Source organism: Pedobacter sp. Leaf194, from assembly GCF_001423945.1.
GTDB lineage: Bacteria > Bacteroidota > Bacteroidia > Sphingobacteriales > Sphingobacteriaceae > Pedobacter.
Genome location: NZ_LMPU01000001.1, coordinates 20793 through 41140 on the forward strand (window position 1 = coordinate 20793; position 20348 = coordinate 41140).

The window sequence follows — 20348 nt, forward strand, 5'->3', positions numbered from 1 at the left end:
TTAGTTTAATTCGAGTTTTACATTTGTTACTAAACGCGAAACCGGGTATCTGTTGTGTGTTTTTTCATAATAGTCAGAATTTTTGTACACGAATTCCAACTGGGCCGATCCACTTTTCGCAAACGCGGTGTCGGCTGCTTTTTTCGCCTCTAATTTAGCTTTTAATTCAGGATTATTTTTCAACAATTCTGCACCTGTATCTTCAAAAACATAAGCCGAGTAATGCTCCTTCATATCCAGAATTGAATCGAAAAAATTCCAGTTAAAATATGAATCCGTTGCCTGGGGTTCCAGCGTTTCGATGATATAACGGTTGCTCGCCTGGTTTGTGTACACCAGAAAATCGCCTGCATAATACTGCAAAGACTGTTCAACCGGCCTAACTTTTACGCTACTGTGCAAATAGTGGCCCTCATATGGTCTGGTTCCGGTTTTAAAATCATCAATATAATAACTTTCAACTTTAAGCTTCGTATCTGCCTTAAGCTGTTCAACTTTTACATTATTCAACTTAAGCAAAGCGACAACTTTGTCCCAGGCTTTCGGTATAATGTAAGCAACTGGTTTTTGAATGCTTATGGCGGCCTCAAACTTGTTATACGCTTTAATGTTTCTGATAAATGGTTTGCTCCTATCGTAAAAAAGCCTGTCGTAGCCACTAATTGCGCTGGGCTTTTTACCTGCCTCGAAACCTTTAAATGGTATACTATCTACATCGTTCCTGTTAAGCTTCCATTCCAGTGGAAACGCTTTCTGTGCAGCAACCAATTCATCCGCCTTACGTTTATTTTCGCCAATAATTTTCGCGTCGCGTTGTATAACATCCACATAGCTTTGAAGCAGTTTGTAGGTTGCATCAACACGTAAATCGAATGATTTCAGCATGTGCGTTTCTGGCATAAACCCAATGGCGTTATGCAGGGTGGTATATCCGGTAGAATAACGTGGCGACTCAATAAAGCCTGTAATTCCGGTCTCCGGCGTTTCCCCAATTGAATTTACGTACGGCACCATTGGGTAACCTTTCGCTTCCATTGCTTTATACAAATCCGGCACCAATGTTTTGGTTAAATATCCGGATAGCAGGCCATTTAATTTATCCTTTTGCGTCGGTATGAGCGTCATCACATATTGGTAATCAGCGCCGTTACTTGTATGGGTATCGACAAATATTTCAGGTTGCCAGGTATTAAAAATCAACTGGAAGGCGGCAGAATTTTTAGAATCAGTTTTGATAAAATCACGATTTAAATCGAGGTTTTTACTATTCCCCCTGAAACCATAGGCAACAGGCCCGTTCTGGTTCGCCCGTGATGTTCCGCTTCGGTTAAAGCTACCATCAATATTGTATATTGGAATGATACAGATGACAACATTGGCCGGCAATTTATTGCCTTTAAGTAAATCGCGTGCCAACATCATAGAGGCATCAATACCTTCCGGTTCACCCGGATGGATGCCATTATTAATCAGAAAAATCCGCTTATGCTGTTTCCGTATTTCGCTCGGGTTAAAAACCTTATCCTTCGATAAAACGAGTAAATGTAACGGTTTACCAAAATCGGTATTACCATAAGTTAGCAGTTTTGCCTGGGCATGATTTTTTGCTAAAGCTTCATAGTAAGAAATTGCAGCGTTGTAGGTTGTTGTTTCCTTTTTACCGCTTTTTTCGTAGGGGGTTTGCTGAGCCAGAACAGCAACATTGCTAAAAAGCAACAAAAACACGAATAATCTGTTCATGTTGGGATATTAAGATTTAAGGAATTATTAGAGTGTTTTGCGATAAACTTTAATATTACCGAAATAATATTTAAAGCCAACGCTGTAAACGTTGTACGTGTCGGGGTCGTAGTTTTTAAATCTGGTTTCAGGGTCGTTATAGCCATCTAAACCCTCGCCAAAAGTAAAATTGCTCTGCGCATTAAAGTTAAGCACATAACGAACGTAACCCCAGCCATCATTAAAATAAAAGTTGATACCCAGATTTACCGGCACCCAAAGATTTATACTTTTATCTTCGCCCGGAAATGGCCCGTATCCGGGATCATATTCTGCCCAACTTGGCTTATAACGTACAATATCTGTTATATTGTTGTTTATTGCACCAACACCAATGCCGGCATACAAGCCTTTGATGTTGTATAAGAAATTGGTTTTATTGTAATTTATGAATTCACCCAGCGCAAATTTCAGGTTAGCGTTTATGCCAGTATATTTATTTACAAACTGCCTGTTATGGGCATCGGTAACAATATCGCCACCCTGAACCATGCCGTACTGGGCTTCCAATCCACCTGTAATAAAAGGCGTAAAATGATGGTCGATGTTACCGGCAATGGTGTAACCCCAATTCCCTTTAACAACATCAGTTTTAGAATAATTTGGACCTCCACTAAAACCGTACGACCATTTGAAGTAATTTGACTGAGCTTCGGAAAAAAGGGCAAAGAACAGGAAAAAAAAAGTAAGGGATGTAAGCTTCAGTGGTTTATACGTCATATTGTTTTTTTACAAAAATAATATGTTTATTGAATATCCATAACTTTTAGCTTTGTAATTATGACAATGTACAAAAACTTTAACGGAACATTAGCAAACAGATTCATCAGCTACGCTGAAATAGATACACAATCTGACCCAGAATCGCCAACTTGCCCATCAACGGAAAAGCAAAAAACGCTTGGTGAAAAACTCGTTAAAGAACTTTTGGAATTTGGTTGTACCGATGCGCACATGGACGAAAACGGTTATGTATATGCAACTGTTCCTGCTACCTCACCTAAAAATGTGCCGGTAATTTGCTTTTGTTCACACATGGATACGTCGCCCGATTGCAGCGGAGCGCAGGTGAAACCAATCATTCATCGCAATTACCAGGGCCAGGATCTGGTTTTACCTGATGACGAATCGATAGTAGTTAAACTTGCCGATCATGCGGATCTTCAACACCAAATTGGAAACGATATCATAACCGCCAGTGGCACTACCTTACTTGGCGCAGATAACAAGGCGGGAGTCGCTGAAATTATGGAAGCCGTTGGTTTTTTAATGGAAAACCGCGACATAAAACACGGCCTTATTAAAGTTTTATTTACACCTGATGAGGAGATAGGGCGGGGTGTAGATAAGGTCGACCTGAAAAAGGTTGCGGCCGATTTTGCTTACACCGTTGATGGCGAAACTTTAGGTTCTATTGAAGATGAAACCTTTTCTGCCGATGGCGCAACATTAACAATAAACGGCGTGAGTACGCACCCGGGCTTTGCAAAAGGGAAAATGGAGAGCGCCATAAAAATACTAGGCAATGTTTTATCGGCTTTGCCAAAACTTAACCTAACGCCCGAAACTACTGCAGAAAAAGAAGGTTTCATTCATCCCGTTGCCATAAAAGGGCAGGTAGAGCAAGCCGAAGTGCAATTTATTATCCGCGATTTTACCGATGAGAAATTAACAGAACACGAAAACATATTGAAAGAAACTGTTGAAAAGGTGATTAAAAATTACCCGAATTCGAGCTATAACTTAACAGTGAAAGCACAGTACAGAAATATGAAACAGGTATTGGATAAGCATCCACAAATTGTTGCTTATGGGATTGAGGCAATAGAACGCACCGGCGTAAAAGCAAAAAAACAAAGCATCCGCGGAGGTACCGATGGCTCCAGGTTATCTTTTATGGGTTTGCCTTGCCCCAACATTTTTGCAGGTGAGCATGCATTTCACAGCAAACAGGAATGGGTGAGTGTGCAGGATATGGAAAAAGCGGTGCAAACCATCGTAAACATCGCCTGCATTTGGGAAGAAAGCAGCTAATTTTCAGTTGCAGGCTTACCGAACCTGAATTAACCTTCCTGGCCAATATCCAGCCGGTTGATTTTGCCTTCTTTGTTAATTTTAAATTTGAAATAGGTATTGAAATCGCCCCACTGACTGGAATGGAAATTGCCATAAACATCCAGGCCGTTATTTTCTACCTTATCAATACTTGTAAACCACTCGCGACCTAAAGCTTTCTTAAAAAAGTTGTTAAACTGCATCTGGTTTCCATCATCATAGAGCGCAACATCCTGGGCAAACATGGCAAACCACGCTTTGGCATCGCCTTTTTGTAACGCAACAATGGCCGCCTTAACTTTTGTATTTGTAAGCTTGCTTAAATCGATAGCCATATTTATTTTTTGGAGTTGATTAATACTAAGCAACATCGGCGAAGCCAGATGCCAAGTTTACAAGTTGCAACATTTACAGCTCGCCCTGCATGTAAGTCAGGGAACAGCTTGCAAACTGCCGGCTCAACATCGTGTTCATCACAATTCTTCCGCGTTTACTAAATCCGAATTGTGATGGTTTAAAAATAATGAAAACATGTAAGCAAACAAGCTTGGCAAAACAATTCGGGAGGAAAAAATTTTAACTATTTTCGAAAGGCAGTTAAAAGTTGCGTCAAATTTGTTACTTTTAAATGTAATGATACGACTTGAAAACGACTTTTTAAAAGTAGAAATAGCGACAAAAGGGGCAGAACTACAGGCGCTTTTTAGTAAAGAAACTCAGATTGAATATTTGTGGAATGGCGATGCAAATTTCTGGGGCAAACATAGTCCGGTTTTATTCCCGATAGTAGGCTCGCTAAAAAACGACAGCTACATTTACAAAGATAAAACCTACCATTTACCAAGACACGGTTTTGCCAGAGATCATGAGTTTACAGCAACGAAACTAACGAATACGGAGGCCGTTTTTACCCTAACAGATACCGCTGATACTATAAAAGCTTATCCTTTCCCATTCGAATTAAAACTCAATTACCGCATCATTGAAAGGAAGCTAAGCATCAGCTACACGGTTACGAATAAAGGCACGGCTAAAATGTATTTTTCGCTCGGTGCGCATCCAGCTTTTGCTGTGCCCAATACGCCAGCCACTAAATATGAGGATTATTACCTCGCATTTAATGATGATGAACGGTTAACCTTTTGGAAACTCGATGAAGGCTTAGTTGCCAACGAAACGGAAACAATTGAATTGAACAGCCACAAGTTAACGCTAAAACACGACCTTTTTTATAATGATGCTTTGGTTTTTAAAACCCTTCAAAGCAATTGCATCAGTTTATTAAATACCAAAAATGATTACGGTTTGCACTTCCATTTTGATGACTTCCCGTTTTTTGGAATCTGGGCAGCTAAAGATGCACCTTTTGTATGCCTAGAGCCTTGGTGTGGCGTTGCCGATGGCATTAACCACAACCAGAAACTAACAAATAAAGAAGGGATTACAAAACTCGAAGCTGGCAAAAGCTGGGAGCGTTGCTGGGAAGTAGAATGTTTTTAAATTCGCTGTACCCTAAAGTTGTCTTAAACACACCCATTTAATCATTTTTCGGTTGATTAGTTTCGTTTAACAAAAAACGAAAATGATTAAAATGCACCCGTACTTAAACTTCTACGGCCAGGCCGAGGAAGCTTTCAACTTTTACAAATCGACTTTTGGAGGGGAATTTATTGCATTAATGAGAATGGGCGACATGCCAGATGCAGATAAATTACCTCAGGACGAGCAACACCTTATCATGCATATTGCGCTGCCAATAAATGAAAACCTTGTTCTTATGGCTTCAGACTGTATTCCATCTGCCAAACACGTACTAACCAAGGGCAACAGTATGTATATCAGTGTTAGTCCGGATAGCCGCGAAGAAGCTGAACGCCTGTTTAATGGCCTATCAGCCGGGGGCGATATCGAAATGCCGCTGGAAGATCAGTTTTGGGGCGACTACTTTGGAAGCTTTAAAGACAAATATGGCATCTGTTGGATGATTAATTTTGGTGCCTATCAATAATTATAGAAGTCTTTGTCTCGGGAGGGTGGTCGAAAAATCTAAATGATAATAATATTTACGCAGGGCAATCTTTGTTCAAAGTGATAGAATTAATGTTTGGAAATGAACACTCCGGTGTTTATGGCGGTCGGTAGCCCCGCTATCGCCTGTAGCCTTGCTCGTTCCTCGCTTCGGGCTACCTGGCTCTATCGGGTTTAGAAACAGAGGCTTGTTGCCATACTTTTTTGATTGAAATAACGACCTCCTGCAATACTTTGTTCAATAGCCCCGACATAAGCGGAAATACTTTTGGCTGCAAATACCCTAAAATTTGTACAAACATTGCCCAAAAGATTGCAGTGTTGGCGGGACAGGACCAATTCGAAGAACTACTGCCCTTTGCGCTCCGAAATAGCAAGAAATTACGGGCGCTAAATTTTTAGTTTAACGTAAAAGTTGTCAGAATTAATGTTTGGAAATGAACACTTTGGTGTTTATGGCGGCAGGTAGCCCCGCTATCGCCTGTAGCCTTGCTCGTTCCTCGCTTCGGGCTACCTGGCTCTATCGGGTTTAGAAACGAAGGTTTGTATATTAACCGAGCTACTTATTAAAATTTCGATGGCTTGGTCTGCATGCAATACTTTGTTCAATAGCCCCGACATAAGCGGAAATACTTTTGGTTGCAAATACCTTAAAATTTGTACAAACATTGGCCAAAAGATTGTAGTGTTGGCGGGACAGAACCCATTCCAAGAACTACTGCCCTTTGCGCTCCGAAATAGTAAAAAACTACAGGCGCTAAATTTTTAGTTTAACGTAAAAGTTGTCAGAATTAATGTTTGGAAATGAACACTCCGGTGTTTATGGCGGCAGGTAGCCCCGCTATCGCCTGTAGCCTTGCTCGTTCCTCGCTTCGGGCTACCTGGCTCTGTCTGGTTTCGAAAAAAAGGTTTGTTGCCATACTTTTTTGATTGAAATAACGACCTCCTGCAATACTTTGTTCAATAGCCCCGACATAAGCGGAAATACTTTTGGTTGCAAATACCTTAAAATTTGTACAAACATTGCCCAAAAGATTGCAGTGTTGGCGGGACAGAACCCATTCCAAAAACTACTGTCCTTTGCGCTCCGAAATAGTAAAAAACTAGAGGCGCTATACCTTTAACAACAAATGCAAAAAAATTCCCGAACCGGCGCTTTATTGCTTCGTCAGCGCTTCCCAGATTACATCATATATTCCCGGCGCAGCGAGCTTTTTGTCTATTTTCCAATCCGTAATCAGAACAGGTTTAAATGCATCAGCCACGCCAATTCTTCCATGCGACCCTTTAACGAGCGTTGCATCGAGTGGAATTACATCCATCACATATCTAAATCCCGACTTTTTTCTAAGCAGTTTATAGCCGGCACGAAGCTTAGATGACATGAACATTTCTACCGGGTCGTAACCGGGTTTTTTATGGATATCAACACACCTTGCATAATCCGGTGCTTTAGAATCATCGAGCCAGAAATAATAAGTAAACCAGCTGTTTTCTTTCGCTGTAACCACAAAATCGCCCGAGCGTTCGTGATTAATATTGTGTTGTTCCTGTTCCTTTTTATCTAAAACCAAATCGACTCCGGGCGCATTTTTGAGCAGGGTTATTACCTGTTCGGTAACGCTTTTATCATTTATGTAAACATGTGCAACCTGGTGATCGGCCACAACAAATGCTTTGGAAGCTCCGGGGTCCAGCAATTCTAAACCACGCTCTTCTCTAATCCCAATTAAACCGTTTTCCCTAAAAATCCGGTTCAAATGTATCGGTTTGCTCACGGGTTCGATGCCGTACTCCGAAAGCAGAATAATTCTGGCGCCCTTTTTCTCGTGAAAGATAACCAGTTCTTCAACCAGCTTATCTATTTCAATTAATTCAGTGCTAATTTTACCTAAATCCGGACCAAATTTTTGGAGGCAATAATCTAAATGCGGCAGGTAAATTAAGCTAAGGGTTGGGTTGTGCAGCTGCTCGGTTTCCATTGCGGCATCGGCAATCCACCGGCTCGATTTAATATTTGCGCCTGGTCCCCAGAATTGAAATAAAGGAAACTGTCCAAATTTTTGCTGTAAATGATCCCGAAGTTCGGCGGGTTGTGTATAGCAGTCGGGCAGTTTACGGCCATCTGCAAGGTAATTTGGACGTGGCGTTGCCGAATAATCGGCATTGGAATACATATTATACCACCAAAACATGTTAGCGCAGGTAAAAGATGGATCTACTTTTTTTGCGCTGTCCCAAATTTTTTCACCGTTAACAAGCTTGTTAGATTGTTTCCAGAATTTAATTTCACTGTCCACATTATCGTACCAGCCATTTCCAACAATACCATTTTCCGAAGGATATTTTCCGGTAAGGAAGCTGGATTGCACGCTTGTAGTTACCGCTGGCAATAATGGCTCGATGTTGGTAAAATTCTTGCCTGCGATATATTTTTTGAGGAAAGGCGTATGCTCGCCAATTACGGATGAAGATAAGCCAACGATATCTATAACAACTGTTTTATGCATAACTTAAGATTCTAAAATATTTTTTACCCAACGCAATTCGCGTATAATCGAATCGTTTAGAGGTGCCTTTAATGCTGCCGGAAGCACTTCCCAGGTGTAAGTTTCTACCTCCAAGTGGTTTGTAAAGGGATTTTTTTTATGATAATCCAAAACGGATTTAATGTCTGCCTGGGTAGACTGCACTAAGCCCATGTCTTCAACAAAAATCGGCACATGAAAATGCGCCCGCCATTCTCTGGCATTTGTATTTTCTTTATCAGCCAAAGCATTCGATAAATCCGGATAACGGATTAAGCGCCCATCATGCTGTTGCGCAATTACCTGGTGCAAATAGGTCGGCTCATCAAATCGGCCAAGCGCATTAATCACCAGATTTCTTTCTTCAGCAACCTCAGGTAATTTAGCCTTCAAAGCTGCACTAATCTGGATTTTTCCTACAGAAATTCCTTTAGCTTTCAGTTCATCAATAATTTCAGCATGCGGCTCATAACCGATCGCAAAATGGCAAACATCATAACATAAACAAATGTGTTTTCGTATCACGTCGCCGGTTAGCTTACCGGATTGTAGCAAAACATTTTCATACCAGTCGACAAATTCGGGCCCCGATTCTAAGAAGCCATCTGGTTCCGGCTCAATATCCAGGTGGAGGGTTTTTCCGCTCTTCGCTTTAATTGTGCTCAATTCTTCGGCAACTTTTAAAATATGGTTGGTCGCGGCAATGGTGGCAACTTTGCGCTCTTGCAGGTCAGAAAACCATGGTTTATAACTCAAAGGAGAAGTTGAAATCCCGCCGTCTATCCCTTCAGGAATAAGCTCTGCAAGAATGTGAAATAAGCGAATGGTATACTCAAGGCGTTCAGTGGTTGTCCAGTCGGGCGCATGAACCTGATCTTTTACCCTCGTGTGGTGGAAGCCTCCATAAGGAAATCCGTTCATGGTAAATACATATCCACCATTATCGTTTAGCCATTTTTTAAATTCATGCAGATGATTCGCCTCTAAAATTTCGATGCTTGCAAGGTTAGACAGGCGTAGCCCGATACCCATTGGTTGCTCTGGAGATAATGCCGCTTTTAAAACCGGAAAGCTATCTGTTAAAACTGAAAAATGTGCCGCCCAGCTTTCACCTGCATAAATATTTGTACAGAAAGTTAAATGTGCTGAATTAATTTCCATAACAGTTATTTGTAGATTGAAGATTTGCCTGATGGTTGAGTGTTTCCGCAGCCTGTTTTAACAATGCTGTGTCCATTTCATGAACTTCCTCTCCGCTACCAATTCCTGTTAACAAAGTAATGGTTAACTCGCCACCCAAATGCTCCCTAAACTCTTCCAGGCCTTGTAAAATCGGACTATCGCCATTACTTACCTGTAACAATGGATGTGTGCATTCAAATCCTAGCACCTGGATCAGTTTTATAATCCTTTGCGCATCAGCTTCGCTTATCCTTCCGGATAATTGTGCGTAAACCGTATCTAGCGCAATGCCCATAGCCACGGCTTCTCCATGCCTGATTTCGAAATTGCTGAGGTACTCCAGCTTATGGGCGCTCCAGTGACCAAAATCGAGCGGGCGGGCAGAACCGCTTTCGAAGGGGTCGCCGCTTCTGATGTGCTCCATGTGCAATTTTGCACACTTCCATATCTGATAATTCATTGCCTCCATGTTGCGGTTTGCCATTGCTTCGGCATTTGCTTCAAGCCATTCGAAAAATTCTCTGTCTTTAATTAAAGCTACTTTTATCGCTTCGGCAATGCCTGAACGCCAATCGCGATCAGATAAAGTGCGCAGGAATAAAGCATCATTAAAAACGGCTACAGGTGGTGAAAACGTACCTAAAAAATTCTTTTTATTAAAATAATTGATGCCATTTTTTACGCCGACACCCGAATCGTTTTGCGATAAAACTGTTGTTGGGATGCGGATATGTTTAATGCCACGGTGCGAAACATTTGCCGCATAGCCAACCATATCAAGCACAGCGCCGCCGCCAATGGCCGCTATAAATGAATGACGATCGATACCGTAAGTGTTTACCGCCTCCAATACTTTATCAAAATATTGTGTCTCGTTTTTTACGACCTCGCCCCCCGGGATAACCAGAAAATCACTAACCAAATGTGTGTGATTGTATTTTTCGAAGTAATTTTTTATCGATGCCTTTAAATCAGGATGTGCATTTACAACACCCTCATCTAATACGAAAAAAATCTTTTTTGCCGCCTTTGCCGGGTTTAAACCAGCCAGAAAGTTGTTAAATAAATCATTTTCAACCGAAAAAAGCGAAGAGGTAAAGAAGACATTAAAGTTGTATTGAACAGTAAAGCTTTGTTGTAAATGTTCCATATAAAGTGGATAATCTTTTTGCTAAAGTTAAGAAATCAGGTAACAGCGAATAATTTCGAGAGCCAGATAGATAAGGGCAACAATGCCGCGATGATGAAAGCGAGCAACAATGCATCGAAAGTTACCGCCCAGGCGGCGTCCATCAAAATTAAGGAGATAACACCTGCCTTTACTGCGCCACCAATATTTTTCCCGATGGGGTTTTTAATGGCTTTGGATAATGGCCTGAATATCATCCAGGCGAAAGGTAAAAGAAAAAGCAGCGACCATAACAAACGGTCGTTTGTAAAACTAAACCAGGCAATACTGCCAATCACAACTGCGTATAAAACCGCCGCCAGATAAAGGTTCTTCGTATTGCCGCCATGTACCTCTCCACGGCTCGTCATGGTTATCGAAAAGATATAAATCACCGGAATTATAGCCAGTAAATAATGTTGTTGCAACATAGCCGGCACAATGCTTAAACCGAGCAATAGGTTTAAACCACGGCAAATGCCCATTGTTAGCGGACCGAAAAAAGGATGGTGCTTGCCAATCTTATTGTATAGTAATGCAAAGCAACTTACACCAAACGCCAGTAAGCCTGAAGTTGAACTTGTTAAGGCTGCAAGCACAATTCCCGAAATCAGCAATGCTGTTCCTAAAATGGTTGCATTCGTTAAACTGATTATTCCGCTCGGTATTGCACGTTCCGGCCTCTCAGTTTTATCAAGTTCGGCATCAAAAACATCGTTAAACACAATACCGCCACCATACAAACAGGCGGTGGAAAGGCATAGACAAAATATTGTTAGCCAGGGCGTACCGTTGCCGTTAATCAGAATACCTGAAATGGCAATACCGGCAAGAATATCTGCAACCGATGTTACAATGTTTGCAGGGCGCATGATGCGCAGGTAAGCGAATAATTTTCCCAAGGCTACTTAACTGATAATGATCGAAGATTTATCTGTACGGGGCTGTTGCCCGCCACGTAAAATGGTATTGCCTTCAAATTTTTCTGTCTGGTCTATGTTTTTAGGCGCCGTAAAATCAGCTTCGTCTATTTGTCCGCTTTGCGCAAACGCGGTAATGGCATTGCGGTAAGTTACCAGTTCTATATCCGCATCGCTTATGCCTTTCAGCTTCATTAACGCCGCAGTTTTAGGCACTGCCAAGGGGTCGCTTATGCCCCAATCGGCAGCAGAATTTACCATTATGCGTTCCGAACCATATTGTTTTACGATTTCCACCATCCGTTCATTGCCCATTTTTGTAAATGGATAGATGGTAAAAGCCGCAAAGAAACCCCGATCTAAAACCTCTTTTACTGTTTCCTCATTGTTATGGTCGATGATGATTTGATAAGGATCCAAACCATGTTCCAAGGCAATATCCATGCTGCGCTGGGTTCCCTTTTTCTTATCACGGTGCGGCGTATGGATTTGAACCGGAAGGCCGGCTTCTTTCGCCAGTTCCAATTGCTGGCGGTAGTACTTTTCTTCGGCAGCGGTTTGGTCATCAAAACCAATTTCACCGATACCTACAACACCTTCCTTATAAATAAACAGAGGCAAGATTTCCATTACCTGTTCAGCAAGTGCCTCGTTATTCGCTTCGCGAGAGTTTAGGCCAATGGTGCAATAATGTTTAATGCCAAATTGCGAAGAGCGGAACCGCTCCCAACCGATGAGACTGCTGTAATAATCTCTGAAACTATCCAGACCGGTTCGTGGCTGCCCCAACCAGAAGGCCGGCTCAATCAGCGCAACAACACCGGCATCAGCCATGGCCTGGTAATCATCGGTTGTGCGGGAAGTCATGTGCACATGCGGATCGAAAAACTTCATTTCCTTTACGGCACTGATATCAAAGGCCTCAGGTTCACCCATCATCGCCTTATCTCTTTCAATTGAATTGCTGCAACACATTTTATAACATTTTAATTTGTAGTCGGATTTTTTCTATTTACCTGACGTGCTAAGTTCGGGAATTTGGCTGATATATGCTTTAGCGGGTGCATAATCAGACTTAGAAATGGCAAGTGCAATGGCTTCATGTTCTGCCTTATCATGATTATTTAAACCAATCTTAATGGCTTCGAAAATCTGTTCATTTATAAAGGGACCAGTTAACCGCCACAATTCCGGGTTTACTTTTCGCCCGGCGGCATAGCGCTCACGGGCATAATCACTCAGTGTTAAAGCAAGCTGTTCGTTGGCACGCACCTCTAAACCATTTATTTTGCAAATGTTTTTCTCAGTAAAGAAGGCTTTTAAAACCAATTGGTTCCAGGCAGCCTCATCAAGGTATGCTGAAGGATAAGGATTGTTTTCCATTATCGATTCCAAAACCGAACCAATATTGCTTCTGATACCTTCAGCACATCTTTTCACCCAGGTTGTTGGTTCAGCTAAAAAAGGCAATGCCGAATACAAAGCCACGGCTTCATTCATTTCTGCAGCTAAAAACAACTGTTCGATAAGCGGATGTGATTTTTCAGCATCAGTAAAACTCTGAATGCTCAGCAGCCAGACCCTGGCCAACCTATCAATACTCCAATCGATTACATATGCTATCCCTGCTGCTTCGGCGCTTTGCTTTTGCAAATCTGAAACCCGCAGGCGAGCTTTTCCTGTTTTCCGGGGGAGCATTACAAAAGCCTGCCCTAATTTGTTGATTTCACCGGCAGAACCCGCCATTTTAAGCCATTCGAACGCACTTTGCTCGGTATTATCTTCTATAATGTTTAAAAGCAGTTCATTTATATTCCCAAAATCATCACTAATCGCCATAACAAACACGTTTTATTTATGCAAAAACCCCTGTCGTAACCAAATAGTTTATCAGCAAGGCACCGGCAACAATAAGCAATCCGAAAAACTCCCGGGTTTGCTCTATGTAAGGTTTTGTAGCCTGCATGCTTTCTACCAAACTTGGCTTGTTGTACTTTGTAATCCAATCGCGGACGCCATCCTTTGCAAAGAAAATTTTAGTTGCATAGATTAAGTAAAATGCAATTAAAGCAAGGTAAACGTAAGGATAAAATAACCCCGCAGCAGCCAGGCCACAACAAATTGCGGCAGCCATATAAATCGGAACCCATAGCCAAGAGTCTTTATCATTGAGGTTAACGTAGGCAAAACCGATAAAGGAAATGCAGAAAATTACATTAAGTATTATTAAAATCATTTAAATATATTTCTAAAGGAGTAAGCTAAATCGATTTTCTTTGCTTAACAAAGTTATTTAATTCGAATACTATTTTACACTAAAGATTGTAAATTATATATAGCTTTAAAAGTTTATGACAAAAATATCGGGATAAGAATATGTACTATGACTCCTTGTAATTAAGCAAACCGCCAAATGCGAAACAAAAAAAGGAGTACAATCGCACTCCTTTTAATTATCATTCACTAAGATAGGTTATTGCTGAACTTTAATCTCTGTTCTCCTGTTCAACATTCTGCCTTCTTCGCTATCGTTACTGGTAATCGGATCTTTTTCTCCGTGTCCAACAATGGTAAAGTTAGCAGCTTTAAGGCCTGCATTTACAAAATATGACTTTACCGAGTTTGCCCTGTCTTCAGATAACGACAAATTATGTTCGGGTGTGCCTTCTGCGGATGAGTAACCGTTTAAGACAAATTTAGTATCTGGCGATTTTTTCATTTCTGTTACGGCTTTATCCAAAATAGAGAATGATGCTGTTTTTAAAACAGAAGAGTTAAACTCAAACTGAATGTTATCCAAATTAAAATTAGGTTTATCTACCGGAGCAGGTTGTTCGGCTTCTTTTTGCGGCGCTGGTTCGGGCTTTTTCTCTTCAATAGGAGGAGCCGGTTTTGCAACAGGCGCCGGATCAGGCTTGGTCACCATTTTCTTTGCTTTACAAGCGTACATGGTGATTACTGATAGTCCGATGAGCGCAGAAAATAAATAGTTCTTAATAAAATTCATTTTTAACAGGTAATAGGGTTTCTGATTTTTTAAATAATAACGGCTTTTTTAGCGATAACTTATCCAAATGTAAAAACTAGCTATCTGTAACCTGTTAATGTGCCAGAAAATATGAAAGTTTTGCACTGTGCCTCATCCGCCTACCGGCACCTTTTCCGGAAGAGAAGGGATCAAGCAAGAAAATTTTAGCCATGCAATATGCGAAATGCTATTCGGCATAGGAACGGATAGAAGAATAGCCCGTTGAAAGTTTTGCACTAATGCCTCATCCACCTACCGACACCTTCTCCGGAAGAGAAGGGATCAAGCAAGAAAATTTTATCCCCGCAATGTGCGCCATGCTATTCGTCATAGGAACGGATAGAAGGATAGCCCGTTGAAAGTTTTGCCCTGATGCCTCATCCGCATACCGGCACTTTCTCCGGAAGACAAGGCATCAAGCAAGAAAATTTTAGCCATGCAATATGCGAAATGCTATTCGGCATAGGAACGGATAGATGGATAGCCCGTTGAAAGTTTTGCGCTAATGCCTCATCCGCCTATCGGCACCTTCTCCGGAAGAGAAGGGATCAAGCAAGAAAATTTTATCCCTGCAATTTGCGCAATGCTGTACGGCATAGGAACGGATAGAAGGATAGACCGTTGAAAGTTTTGCACTATCGCCTCATCCGCCTACCGGCACCTTCTCCGGAAGAGAAGGCATCAAGCAAGAAACTTGTTATCCCTGCAATATGCGCCATACTGTTCGGCATAGGAACGGATAGAAGGATAGACCGTTGAAAGTTTTGCACTAATGCCTCATTCGCCTACCGGCACCTTCTCCGGAAGAGAAGGGATCAAGCAAGAAACTAAGTATCCCTGCAATGTGCGCCATGTTGTTCGGCATAGGAACGGATAGAAGGATAGCCCGTTGAAAGTTTTGCACTACCATTAAAATAATTCTGTACAAGGCAGCGCGTCCTGCCCGATTTTTCATCGGGTGCTTGCGCTGCCGCAATAAAAGTTTCGACGAGGATAGCCGATATCAGTTCCAAGCCTTGATTTTTTTGTTACTTTTTTGATCAAGCAAAAAAGTAAAGCCCTTCGGTGGCCAACCGAGAAAAGGAAATAGCAGAAAAAAAGAGGTCATCACTTCAATCCACATAAAAATTTGAGCGACGTCAAAAAACGTCCCAGCACTGTTACTATTCCAGATACGGCAATTGAACGCTTCGCAAAAACCATAAGTCATTGCGTTTTTCAAAGAAAAAAATAACCTGTTCTGAATCACATGGTTACTTAAGGACTGGCTGACGACAAAAGCTTGTGAACCATTATCTGCATAAAGCATGGGACTAAACATCAAAACTTCCTGGTCGACGCTGTTTTTTATTTTCCGGGCGCTACCTTTGAAGGTTTTGGTTGAAACCGATTTCCAGCGCCTATCAGGAACGAGCGACTTAAACTTGCGCACAAAAGACCATCCACTACTGAGAAACGTAGAAATGCTATCGTTTGCAGGTTCTCCTGACAGGTATATCGCGATTTCCAAAAGACTTTGCTCGCCAATAAAAAATTCTTTAGGATAAGGTGCTTGTCGATCTGCAGGATACAATTTATCCACCGCCTTTTCATAAATGATAAGATCTGCAGCGGTGGGCGCAGTTTGTTGTGCAACCACAGAACCTGCGCCCGCGATCAAAATCACCATTAGAAAATATTTCAATGTTTTCATCTCAATTTGTCGATAATCCAGGCTGTTATTTCGCAGGTTTAAACTTCTCAACCCGGTTTATAATCGGTTGCAAACTTCGCAGATAAGTATAAATGGCCTTCAAATCTGTATTCTTCATTCCGGCATACATCATCCAGGGCATTGGGCTATTCATTTCGTTTTTTCCAACTGCTGGCGCATGATATGAAGAGTCGGCGTAAAGCTTAAATCGCGACACAAACGCCTGCTCGCTCCAGCTGCCGATACCGGTTGCTTTATCAAAAGTAATGTTTGGAGTTGTTACCGTACCGCCCGGTTGAACAAATTCCATTCCGCCCCCAAATTCGGTACCTTTAACTACCGCACCTTTATCTGTTTTGCTATGGCAATCTACACAACCCGCTGCATTAACTAAATAAGCACCGTATTTTATGGTATCTGCTGTTGAAGGCTTCTGCTCAAAAGCAGGCTTTTGCGGCATGGTATTAATGATGAAATTAACCGGAAAATCAGACTTTGATTCTGGAATGTTTTTTTCTATTGGTTGAAGTGTTCTGATGTAGGCAATGATGTCGTAAATATCCGCTCTGTCCATTTTACCGAACCGGTGTGCAGCCATTACCGGGAAAAGTGCTTTTCCATTCTTGTTTACACCGCTGGTTACCGCCCGGAATATTTCTCCGTCAGTCCAGTTTTTTAGCGCAGCAGGGGTTAAGTTGGCCGCGTAGTATACACCCGGAAAACCCATCTGCTGATTAAACACCTCACCGCCTGCACCAAATCCTTCAGCCTTCATCGGACCAGCAAATTTGGTCCAGTCACGGGAGCTGTGGCAGTCCATACAAACTGTAACATGGTTTGCCAGGTACTTTCCATTTTCAATCCGCTCTGGTGTAGCGTTGATAGAAATTTTAGGGGCATCGCCAACATTTGGCAGTGCGAATTTAACGTAGCTTCCTGCGGCAACAACCAACAGGATAATGAGTCCGAAGAGGACGAGGAGAACTTTGAGCGTTTTCATTTCGATTTTTGTTTTTTTAGCTAAAATAATCAAAATATTTAATTTGCAAATAACTAATAATCAAAAAGATGCACAACTTTTCAGCATACCCTGGCCTCGGGAAAAGCCTATATTAAAACGCTGCTCTGTTTTCCAGCTTTGCCAATTTTGTTGCGACTAACGTTTAGAAAGGCAGGTTGCCCCAACCCCGATACAAACATTCAAAACTTTAATTGCCTTGAATTGTTCCTTTCAAAGTTTAACCATTACACCAGAAATATGATCAGCCCAAAACCACTACTTTCAGAAAACGCCAAAGATTTTATCGATTATGCACTCGATGTAATTAAGACAATGGATGGTGCGCCAGAGCACAACTTAGATGCGCAGGAAGTCGTTAATCAAAAACTCGCAAAACTGAAAGACTATGTAGATGTATTAGCTGCTTCTTACCACGAAACCGTACCGAAAGTTTCCGAAAATCCTGTAGATACCAACACCGCCCAGTTCAGTGGTACCGGACATAGCTAAGATCTAACTGTCTTCGAACGCTTTTCTAATCAAGTCCATTTTTAGGATGCCTTCAAATTAATATCTTTGCCGCAGTTTTTAAAGAAGCGTAAAGTAGATCATGAGTACCGAGAAAGAAGATATGGTTTCGAACTGGATTAAAGAAAATGGCAATCCGGCAATTGAGAAGTTAACACAAATAAACCTCGAAACTGCAGGCAAGGTTGCCGAAATGCTTGATGAGAAAGGCCTAAACGCAGGCAACCTCGCCCAGCTAATGGATACGCACGTAGCGGAAGTTAATAAATGGCTAAACGGAAAACATAATTTCAGCGAACAAACCCTTGCAAAAATCACCTCAAGCTTAGCATCTAATAACTAAGGATATTCCTCTGGTTGGCTAACTAAAGGCATGCCGAAATTCAACGGGTGACATATTCGTTTTCTTTTTAAATAAAGTGCTGAAAGATTGTGCATGCTCAAAACCCAATGCATAGGCAATTTCACTTACCGATAAGCTTGTTACCGAAAGCTTTTCCTTCGCCTTCTCAATAAGTTTCTCATGTATATGCTGCTGTGTATTCTGCCCAGTGTGTACACGTAATAAATCACTCAGGTAGTTCGGCGTTAAATTCATCTGCCCCGCAATATGCTGCACCGTAAGCAGGCCATGCTTTGCCACATCATTTTTATGAAAATAATCGTTAACCAGCTGCTCAAATTTTGCAAGAACCTGGTGGTTATTGTTTCTGCGGGTAATAAACTGGCGCTCGTAAAACCGGTTCGAATAATTCAGCAGAAGTTCAATCTGCGATAAAATAATCTCCTGAGTATGCCGGTCTATATGGCTGCATTCTTTATTTATTTTATCGAGAATAACAATTAAATCCTCTTCTTCCTCAGCAGAAAGGTGCAGCGCCTCATTAACGGCATAAGAGAAGAAGCCATAATTGTTAATAGCAGCCGCCAGCGGATGCTTGATTAAGAAATCTGGGTGAAAAATAAGCAGGTATCCGGAACCGCATTCCATATTGTGCAAATCGAGTTGTTGCACCTGGTTGGGCGCCGTGAAGCTGAGTACGCCTTTGTCATAATCGTAATGTTGCTGGCCGTACTTTATCTTTCCGGTTGCGTCTCTTTTGAGCGCCACACAATAGAACATATTCACAAATCCCTTCCAGATTTCATCTTCCAGAAAAATACATTTCGACAGGTTAATCACGCTTACCTGCGGGTGCAGCGGCTCTGGTAAAGACAACAGCTTGTGGAATTGCGATATCGATTTAATAGCGTTCATAATACGAATTTAAGGATAAAGAATTTTAGAATTACGGCTGCACCGTCATAAAGTGCAGCCATCAATATTGCTAATCGATAAGGCCCATACTAAACTCATCGTAAGGATTGCCGGTATCGGTACCCAGCGGCACGATGCTTTCCAGCCTGTTCAAATCGGCGTCGGACAACACAATGCCGGCGGCGGCGATATTTTGCTCCAGGTATTTCCGCCTTTTCGTTCCGGGAATAGGCACGATGCCCCTGGCCATAATCCAGGCGAGCGCCAGTTGTGTTGAGGTGATGTTCTTTTCGGCAGCCAAAGCTTCAATTGCGGCAACAAGTTCCAGGTTTTTGTGAAAATGGCTTTCCTGAAAACGCGGTATTCCTCTTCTGAAGTCATTTTCAGGCAGGTCATCAATCTTGCGGATTTGTCCGGATAGAAATCCCCTCCCCAGCGGAGAGTAAGCTACAAAGCCAATGCCCAGTTCTTTTAAGGTTTGCAAAACACCCAGCTCCTCAACACCACGTTCGAAGAGCGAATATTCACTCTGTACCGCCGTAACCGGATGCACGGCATGTGCTTTTTTTACCGTTTCAGAAGAGACTTCCGACAGGCCGATGTAGCCAATTTTACCTTCTTTTACCAATTCGCTCATGGCACCCACCGTTTCTTCAACCGGCGTATTTTTATCCAGGCGATGCAGGTAATACAAATCGATGTAATCGGTATTCAGGTTTTTCAGCGATCGCTCTACTGCCTTTTTAACGTAATCTTTTTTGCCGTTAATGGCCCAGGTCACTTTATTTTCGTCGTTAATTTCCCAGCCAAACTTAGTGGCAATGGTATATTTATCCCGGTTGCCAGCAATGGCCCTGGCGATAAGCTGCTCATTTTTAAGCGGACCATATAAATCGGCCGTATCCAAAAAGTTGCCGCCCAGTTCTAACGAACGATGAATGGTTGCAATGGCTTCCTGCTCATCGGCCGGGCCATACATATGGGCTTCCTCAAAACCTGTCATCCCCATACAACCTAAACCGATTGGTACAACTTCAAGTCCTGCGCTACCTAATGCTATTTTTTTTAATTCCATAATGTTGTTGTTTTTCATGATTCAAAAGTGCGGAACTTTCAGGAAGCGCATGTTTGCTAAGCCCCGAATCTTGTATGCAAAACAAGGAATTGAAAATCATTTGTTT

The 20348-nt window shown here is 41.9% G+C and carries 21 protein-coding genes; 5 read left to right on the forward strand and 16 right to left on the reverse strand.

Features of this window, described 5'->3' with window-relative positions:
• Positions 1 to 1740, reverse strand: coding sequence for a M14 family metallopeptidase (locus tag ASG14_RS00105; protein WP_056869048.1), 1740 nt, complete (start codon positions 1738 to 1740; stop codon positions 1 to 3).
• Positions 1741 to 1767: 27 nt separating this feature from the next.
• Positions 1768 to 2499, reverse strand: coding sequence for a hypothetical protein (locus tag ASG14_RS00110; RefSeq protein WP_056869049.1), 732 nt, complete (start codon positions 2497 to 2499; stop codon positions 1768 to 1770).
• Positions 2500 to 2559: 60 nt separating this feature from the next.
• On the opposite strand from ASG14_RS00110, the gene pepT reads away from it, so the two are divergent.
• Positions 2560 to 3813 (forward strand): peptidase T, encoded by a 1254-nt coding sequence (pepT, locus tag ASG14_RS00115; RefSeq protein WP_056869050.1) that lies wholly within the window; start codon positions 2560 to 2562, stop codon positions 3811 to 3813.
• A gap of 29 nt (positions 3814 to 3842) precedes the next feature.
• On the opposite strand, the gene ASG14_RS00120 is transcribed toward pepT, so the two are convergent.
• Positions 3843 to 4169: a hypothetical protein gene (locus tag ASG14_RS00120; RefSeq protein WP_056870174.1), complete on the reverse strand. Its 327-nt coding sequence runs from the start codon at positions 4167 to 4169 to the stop codon at positions 3843 to 3845.
• Positions 4170 to 4467: 298 nt separating this feature from the next.
• Here ASG14_RS00120 and ASG14_RS00125 point away from each other — a divergent pair, with 298 nt between their 5' ends.
• Positions 4468 to 5334, forward strand: coding sequence for an aldose 1-epimerase family protein (locus ASG14_RS00125; protein WP_056869051.1), 867 nt, complete (start codon positions 4468 to 4470; stop codon positions 5332 to 5334).
• An 82-nt stretch (positions 5335 to 5416) separates the two neighbouring features.
• A complete protein-coding gene (locus ASG14_RS00130) occupies positions 5417 to 5842 on the forward strand; it encodes a VOC family protein (protein ID WP_056869052.1) in 426 nt (141 codons plus the stop codon).
• A gap of 811 nt (positions 5843 to 6653) precedes the next feature.
• Here the strand turns inward: ASG14_RS00130 and ASG14_RS20565 are convergent.
• The 11 genes from ASG14_RS20565 to ASG14_RS00195 all read right to left on the reverse strand — a co-directional run bounded on the left by ASG14_RS20565 (position 6654) and on the right by ASG14_RS00195 (position 17381).
• Positions 6654 to 6782: a hypothetical protein gene (locus ASG14_RS20565; RefSeq protein WP_255352768.1), complete on the reverse strand. Its 129-nt coding sequence runs from the start codon at positions 6780 to 6782 to the stop codon at positions 6654 to 6656.
• A 237-nt stretch (positions 6783 to 7019) separates the two neighbouring features.
• Positions 7020 to 8372, reverse strand: a complete 1353-nt coding sequence (locus ASG14_RS00145; protein WP_056869055.1) for an alkaline phosphatase family protein — start codon at positions 8370 to 8372, stop codon at positions 7020 to 7022.
• A 3-nt stretch (positions 8373 to 8375) separates the two neighbouring features.
• Complete coding sequence (gene eboE, locus ASG14_RS00150) at positions 8376 to 9551, reverse strand: metabolite traffic protein EboE (RefSeq protein WP_056869056.1); 1176 nt, start codon at positions 9549 to 9551, stop codon at positions 8376 to 8378.
• The gene (locus tag ASG14_RS00155; RefSeq protein WP_056869057.1) at positions 9541 to 10722 is read right to left on the reverse strand and encodes a 3-dehydroquinate synthase; all 1182 of its coding nucleotides are present in this window, start codon (positions 10720 to 10722) and stop codon (positions 9541 to 9543) included. The genes eboE and ASG14_RS00155 overlap by 11 nt, the downstream gene beginning before the upstream one ends.
• A 35-nt stretch (positions 10723 to 10757) precedes the next feature.
• The gene (gene eboC / locus ASG14_RS00160; RefSeq protein WP_235528468.1) at positions 10758 to 11642 is read right to left on the reverse strand and encodes a UbiA-like protein EboC; all 885 of its coding nucleotides are present in this window, start codon (positions 11640 to 11642) and stop codon (positions 10758 to 10760) included.
• A gap of 6 nt (positions 11643 to 11648) precedes the next feature.
• The gene (locus ASG14_RS00165) at positions 11649 to 12635 is read right to left on the reverse strand and encodes a TatD family hydrolase (protein ID WP_056869059.1); all 987 of its coding nucleotides are present in this window, start codon (positions 12633 to 12635) and stop codon (positions 11649 to 11651) included.
• A 33-nt stretch (positions 12636 to 12668) separates the two neighbouring features.
• The gene (locus ASG14_RS00170) at positions 12669 to 13499 is read right to left on the reverse strand and encodes an EboA domain-containing protein (RefSeq protein ID WP_056869060.1); all 831 of its coding nucleotides are present in this window, start codon (positions 13497 to 13499) and stop codon (positions 12669 to 12671) included.
• 16 nt (positions 13500 to 13515) lie between these two features.
• The gene (locus tag ASG14_RS00175) at positions 13516 to 13896 is read right to left on the reverse strand and encodes a transmembrane 220 family protein (protein WP_056869061.1); all 381 of its coding nucleotides are present in this window, start codon (positions 13894 to 13896) and stop codon (positions 13516 to 13518) included.
• 237 nt (positions 13897 to 14133) lie between these two features.
• Positions 14134 to 14667: an OmpA family protein gene (locus ASG14_RS00180; protein ID WP_056869062.1), complete on the reverse strand. Its 534-nt coding sequence runs from the start codon at positions 14665 to 14667 to the stop codon at positions 14134 to 14136.
• A 1024-nt stretch (positions 14668 to 15691) separates the two neighbouring features.
• The gene (locus ASG14_RS00190) at positions 15692 to 16381 is read right to left on the reverse strand and encodes a hypothetical protein (protein ID WP_157274798.1); all 690 of its coding nucleotides are present in this window, start codon (positions 16379 to 16381) and stop codon (positions 15692 to 15694) included.
• Positions 16382 to 16406: 25 nt separating this feature from the next.
• A complete protein-coding gene (locus ASG14_RS00195; RefSeq protein ID WP_056870175.1) occupies positions 16407 to 17381 on the reverse strand; it encodes a c-type cytochrome in 975 nt (324 codons plus the stop codon).
• Positions 17382 to 17639: 258 nt separating this feature from the next.
• On the opposite strand from ASG14_RS00195, the gene ASG14_RS00200 reads away from it, so the two are divergent.
• Both ASG14_RS00200 and ASG14_RS00205 read left to right on the forward strand, forming a co-directional pair.
• Entirely contained in the window at positions 17640 to 17891 is a 252-nt protein-coding gene (locus ASG14_RS00200) for a hypothetical protein (RefSeq protein ID WP_056869065.1), read from the forward strand.
• A 100-nt stretch (positions 17892 to 17991) separates the two neighbouring features.
• Positions 17992 to 18252, forward strand: a complete 261-nt coding sequence (locus ASG14_RS00205; RefSeq protein WP_056869066.1) for a helix-turn-helix transcriptional regulator — start codon at positions 17992 to 17994, stop codon at positions 18250 to 18252.
• A gap of 18 nt (positions 18253 to 18270) precedes the next feature.
• Here ASG14_RS00205 and ASG14_RS00210 read toward each other — a convergent pair whose 3' ends face one another.
• Both ASG14_RS00210 and ASG14_RS00215 read right to left on the reverse strand, forming a co-directional pair.
• A complete protein-coding gene (locus ASG14_RS00210; protein WP_056869067.1) occupies positions 18271 to 19167 on the reverse strand; it encodes an AraC family transcriptional regulator in 897 nt (298 codons plus the stop codon).
• A 70-nt stretch (positions 19168 to 19237) separates the two neighbouring features.
• Positions 19238 to 20242 (reverse strand): aldo/keto reductase, encoded by a 1005-nt coding sequence (locus tag ASG14_RS00215; RefSeq protein WP_056870176.1) that lies wholly within the window; start codon positions 20240 to 20242, stop codon positions 19238 to 19240.
• Positions 20243 to 20348: the final 106 nt, after the last annotated feature.